Annotated in this window: 4 protein-coding genes; all 4 read left to right on the forward strand. The window is 55.8% G+C overall.

What is annotated here, in order from left to right:
• Nucleotides 1–254 precede the first annotated feature (254 nt).
• Nucleotides 255–686: a TIR domain-containing protein gene (locus ABJK70_RS19695; RefSeq protein WP_347258844.1), complete on the forward strand. Its 432-nt coding sequence runs from the start codon at nucleotides 255–257 to the stop codon at nucleotides 684–686.
• On the forward strand, nucleotides 683–1,567 hold the full coding sequence (locus tag ABJK70_RS19700; protein WP_347258845.1) for a DUF4231 domain-containing protein: 885 nt from the start codon (nucleotides 683–685) through the stop codon (nucleotides 1,565–1,567). Before ABJK70_RS19695 ends, ABJK70_RS19700 begins: the two co-directional genes overlap by 4 nt.
• 526 nt (nucleotides 1,568–2,093) lie before the next feature.
• A complete protein-coding gene (locus ABJK70_RS19705; protein ID WP_347258846.1) occupies nucleotides 2,094–3,572 on the forward strand; it encodes an aldehyde dehydrogenase family protein in 1,479 nt (492 codons plus the stop codon).
• Nucleotides 3,573–3,935: 363 nt separating this feature from the next.
• The coding region (locus ABJK70_RS19710; protein ID WP_347258847.1) for an ethanolamine ammonia-lyase subunit EutB at nucleotides 3,936–5,135 on the forward strand (1,200 nt) is incomplete at its 3' end.

Below are 5,135 nucleotides of genomic sequence, written 5' to 3' on the forward strand. Positions count from 1 at the left end.
CGATTCGCGGAGGGCGCATAGCTCGTAGCGCGGTATGCCGAATGGATTGTTTCCATCCGGCGGAAGGGTCGCGACTAAAGCGACCGTTTGCGATTGGAATAAGGAAGCACCCGATTCTGCCGTACTCGGGCCGGATTAGATTTCAGGAATGACGCAAAGAAAAACGTTTGATATTGGTGAATTTTGGATTCGATTTCGTTTTTGAGGTCGCTTTTTTATTACGCAGACACCAACATTTGGGAACGGAGATACAAATGAGCACTAAACAAATTCACGTATTTATCAGTCACGCTTGGTCATATTCAAATCACTATGACACATTGGCAGATTGGATCTTTAATAACAAATGGAGTGTTGGGCAGGCTTCCCTAGATTTCCGAGACTATTCGGTACCCAAGAATGACCCAATCCACAATATGAAAAACGATACTCAACTGAGGCAGGCTTTGTACAATCAGATTTCGAGGAGCCATGTAATTGTTATTCCAACTGGGATGTATGCCAATTACAGTAAGTGGATTCAAAAAGAGATTGATGGCTCAGTAGCCTATGGGAAGCCGATCCTAGCTGTAAACCCATGGGGGGCCGAAAGGACTTCAAGTGTTGTAAGTCAAGCTGCACAAAAAACTGTTGGCTGGAATAAAGAGACGGTCGTGAACGGCATTTGGGAGCTTTATACGCAGTGAGTGGAATTAAAATAACATCAAGTGAACTTCCTGGCTTATATCAATCAGCCGATCAAGCATCTCTTGACGCTCAGAAGAATTATTTTAGAGGCTTGAAATGGTATCTCTTGCTATTAATTTGTGCGGCGTTTGCGTCCTATGCCCGCCCAAGTGACATTATTGGAGCGCTTCTATCAGCAGGTTTATTCCTGATCACCCTGGGGATACTGATATTCCTTCGTGTTAAAAGACCTGATGATGTTTGGTATAACGGAAGAGCTGTCGCCGAGTCGGTAAAAACAAGATCATGGCGATGGATGATGAGAGCCGATCCATATGAAGACTGTGAGAATATTGAGATTATTTCTAAGCAGTTTATTAACGATCTAAAAGCAATACTTGACCAAAATAAAAGTCTCTCGCATTCGCTTCAATCAACAGATGCAGTAAATGAACCTATTTCGCAGGTAATGAAAGAGGTTAGAGCGCTGCCTGTGCTTGAAAGATTGGCAATCTATTTAGACCAAAGAATACAGAATCAAGCCAATTGGTACTGGTCAAAGTCGCGCTTTAATAAGCGTCGGGCACAGCAATGGTTTTGGGTGTCTGTATTTTTACATGCTTCAGCGATTGGCATGTTGCTATATAAGATTAAAGATCCAGCGTTTTCTCTACCAGTGGAGGTCGTTGCAACAGCAGCAGGAGCAGCTTTGACGTGGTTGCAAGCAAAAAAACACAACGAGCTAAATTCTGCATATGCTCTAGCGGCACATGAAATTGTCTTGATAAAGGGGGAATCCACATCAGTTCGTAGCGAGCAGCAGCTTTCGGAGTATGTGGTAAATAGTGAGGCTGCGTTTTCACGTGAGCATACGCAATGGGTAGCACGAAAAGGGGATTAGCTCGCGTAGGGCGGAATAGGGTACTCCCGTATTCCAATCGCAAACGGTCGCTTTAGTCGCGACCCTTCCGCCGGATAGATTTGGCCGCCACGCGGCGCAATAGCTTTAACGTAATACGCCGAATGGAACGTCTACGTCCAGCAGAATACGGGAGAGCCCGTAGGATGCGGTGACGACAGGAACCGCATCAATCGCGAATGATGCCTGTCCTGAGCCTAGTCGAAGGGCGGTCCGTTCCTTACCGCATCCTATGGTCCTATCTCCCCTATTCCCCCCTCCGCAGATGGCAGCGACAAATCGATGGTGCCCCTGGTTTTCGGTCGTCGAAAAAATCGCTTGTAAAGGCCGGATGCAGGATTTTTTCGACCAGGGGTGTAATCTAAGCGGGCGCCATCCGGAATCGGATAACGCGGATTTTTGGAGCGGCGCCGTCTGTCAAAGCCATGGGTGCAGGCAGCGGCACACCTGTAGTCAGAATCAGGGTCGAACCGGGACCCGTTTCAATTCAACCGACGAGGGAATGCAGATGAGTGCGGAACCAAAACAGATCAACCCGTCCCAGATCAAGATCTCTCAAACGAAAATGCTGATCGACGGCAAGTGGGTCGATTCGGCCAGCGGCAGGACCTTCGAAACGCTCAACCCCGCGACCGGCGAGGTCATAGCCCGCGTCGCGGAAGGCGACCGCGAGGACGTGGACAAGGCCGTTCGCGCCGCCCGCAAGGCGTTCGAGGAAGGCCCCTGGCGGAAGATGAACGCGCGCGAACGGGGACGTTGCCTGTACCGCCTGGCGGACCTGATCGAGAAGCACTTCGACGAACTGGCGGCGCTGGAAACGCTCAACAACGGCAAACCGATCACCGAAAGCAAATCGGCCGACCTGCCGCTGACCATCGATTGTTACCGCTACTACGCGGGCTGGGCGGACAAGATCGAGGGCAAGACCATTCCGATCAACGGCCCGTTCTTCACCTACACCCGTCACGAACCGGTCGGCGTGGTGGGGCAAATCATTCCGTGGAATTTTCCGCTGCTGATGCAGGCCTGGAAGTGGGGCCCGGCTCTCGCGGCCGGCTGCACCATCGTGCTCAAGCCCGCCGAGCAGACGCCGCTGACCGCGCTCAGGGTGGGCGAACTGGCTCTCGAAGCCGGCATTCCGGAAGGCGTCATCAATATCGTGCCGGGATTCGGCGAAACCGCCGGAGCCGCGGTCGCCGAGCACATGGACATCGACAAGGTGGCTTTCACCGGCTCGACCGAAGTGGGCAAGCTCATCATGCAGGCCGCCGGCCGTTCCAATCTGAAGCGCGTCACGCTGGAACTCGGCGGGAAAAGCCCGAACATCGTCTTCGCCGATTCCGATCTGGACGCGGCGCTCGAAGGCGCATTCCAGGGACTCTTCTTCAATCAGGGCCAGTGCTGCTGCGCCGGCTCTCGCCTTTTCGTGGAAAAGAACATTTACGACGATTTCGCCCAAAAGCTGGTCGAACGGACCCGCAGGCAGGTCGTGGGCGACCCGTTCGATCCGAAAACTACCCAGGGACCGCAGGTCAGCCAGGATCAGTTCGATCAGGTCATGGGCTATATCCGCTCCGGCAAGGAGCAAGGCGCCAAGCTTCTGACCGGCGGCAATCGCGTCGGCAGCCGGGGCTTTTTCATAGAGCCCACGATTTTCGCCGATGTCGGCGAGGACATGAAAATCGCGCGCGAGGAAATCTTCGGGCCGGTGCTGTCGATGATTCCGTTCAAGGACGTGGACGAGGTCATCGGACACGGCAACCGCACCATGTATGGACTGGCGGCGGCGGTGTGGACCAAGGACATCAGCAAGGCGCATCGCCTGGCGGCCGAACTGAAGGCGGGAACGGTATGGATCAATTGCTACGATATCTTCGACACGGCCGCTCCTTTCGGCGGGTTCAAGATGTCCGGCATCGGGCGCGAACTCGGCAGTTATGCCCTGGAGAACTATACCGAGGTCAAGACCGTTACCGTGGCGCTGTAGAGGCAACGCCCAGCAAATTCCGGTGGACACGGCCTATCGGCCTTTGCCCACCCTACGACATTATCGCGGCTGTAGGGTGGGTTAGGCGCGCATCGCACCGAGTCTGGAAAGTTCCCAAGATGTTTCCGCGCGCCGTAACCCACCAGGCAAGGCAGCGGAACTATCGAAAGCCAGTTGAAGGTCGGCAATCCTGTGCCGACGAAATCGTCTGCCACGTGAGGCGGCAGAAGGCGTCGGGAAGGGATTCCCGACCTACTCCGGCGTGGTGTGTGCAAGCTTGGCAGGTCGGCAATCCCTTGCCGACAAAGGTGTCTTAACAGCATTAAGGATTAGGATGGAAACGAGAAGGAAATTGGAACCGCCATGAAATACACCGCAAGCATCCAAGGACGCGGCTATGCCTTCGCCGATCTGAAGACTTTGCTGGCGAAGGCGTCGCCCCTACGCTCGGCGGACGAACTGGCCGGAATTGCGGCTGAGTCGGAGGAGGAGCGTGCCGTCGCGCAACGGCTATTGGCCGAGATTCCCTTGTGCCGCTTCCTCGAAGAACCGCTGATTCCGCCTGAAGAGGACGAGGTCAGCCGGTTGATCTTCGAGACGCACGACAATGCCGCATTCGCGCCCATCTCGGCACTGACGGTCGGCGAGTTTCGCGAATGGCTTCTTTCCGACACCACCGCCGACGAAGCCATCGCGAGGATTCGCGCGGGCCTGATGCCGGAAATGGCTGCGGCGGTATCTAAGATCATGCGCAACCAGGATTTGATCGCCGCCGCCAAGCGCTGCCTGGTCACCACGCGGTTCCGGAACACCATCGGCCTCTCGGGACGGCTTTCCACGCGATTGCAGCCGAACCATCCGATCGACGACCCGCGCGGCATCGCAGCCAGCATTTTGGATGGGCTGCTCTACGGCAACGGAGATGCCGTTATCGGCATCAATCCCGCGACGGACAGTCCGAAGAACGTCGACACCCTGCTCCGCCTGCTGGACGAGATCATCGTCGAGCACGACATCCCCACCCAGTCCTGCGTGCTCGCCCATGTCACGACGACCATGGACTTGATGCGGCGCGGTTCGCCGGTGGACCTGGTGTTCCAGTCCATCGCCGGGACCGAAGCCGCGAACCGGAGCTTCGGTATCGATCTTTCCCTCCTGCGCGAGGCGCGCGAAATGGCGCTGTCGCTGAAACGCGGCACGCTGGGCGACAATCTGATGTATTTCGAGACGGGCCAAGGCAGCGCCCTGTCTGCGGACGCCCACCACGGCATCGATGCGCAGACCTGCGAGGCGCGGGCCTATGCAGTCGCCCGCGCGTTTTCGCCGCTGTTGGTAAACACCGTGGTGGGCTTCATCGGGCCGGAATATCTGTACGACGGAAAACAGATCATCCGCGCGGGGCTCGAGGATCATTTCTGCGGAAAACTGCTGGGCCTGCCCATGGGCTGCGACGTGTGTTACACCAATCACGCCGAAGCCGACCAGAACGACATGGACAATCTGATCACGCTGCTGGCGGTGGCCGGCTGTACCTATATCATGGGCGTGCCCGGCGCCGACGAC

The organism is Methylocaldum sp. (genome assembly GCF_039794385.1).
GTDB lineage: Bacteria > Pseudomonadota > Gammaproteobacteria > Methylococcales > Methylococcaceae > Methylocaldum.

Bases quoted from the DNA above. Each gene is read 5' to 3' on its own strand.
- ABJK70_RS19695 (WP_347258844.1), top strand. From the start codon at position 255: ATGAGCACTAAACAAATTCACGTATTTATCAGTCACGCTTGGTCATAT.
- ABJK70_RS19705 (WP_347258846.1), top strand. From the start codon at position 2,094: ATGAGTGCGGAACCAAAACAGATCAACCCGTCCCAGATCAAGATCTCT.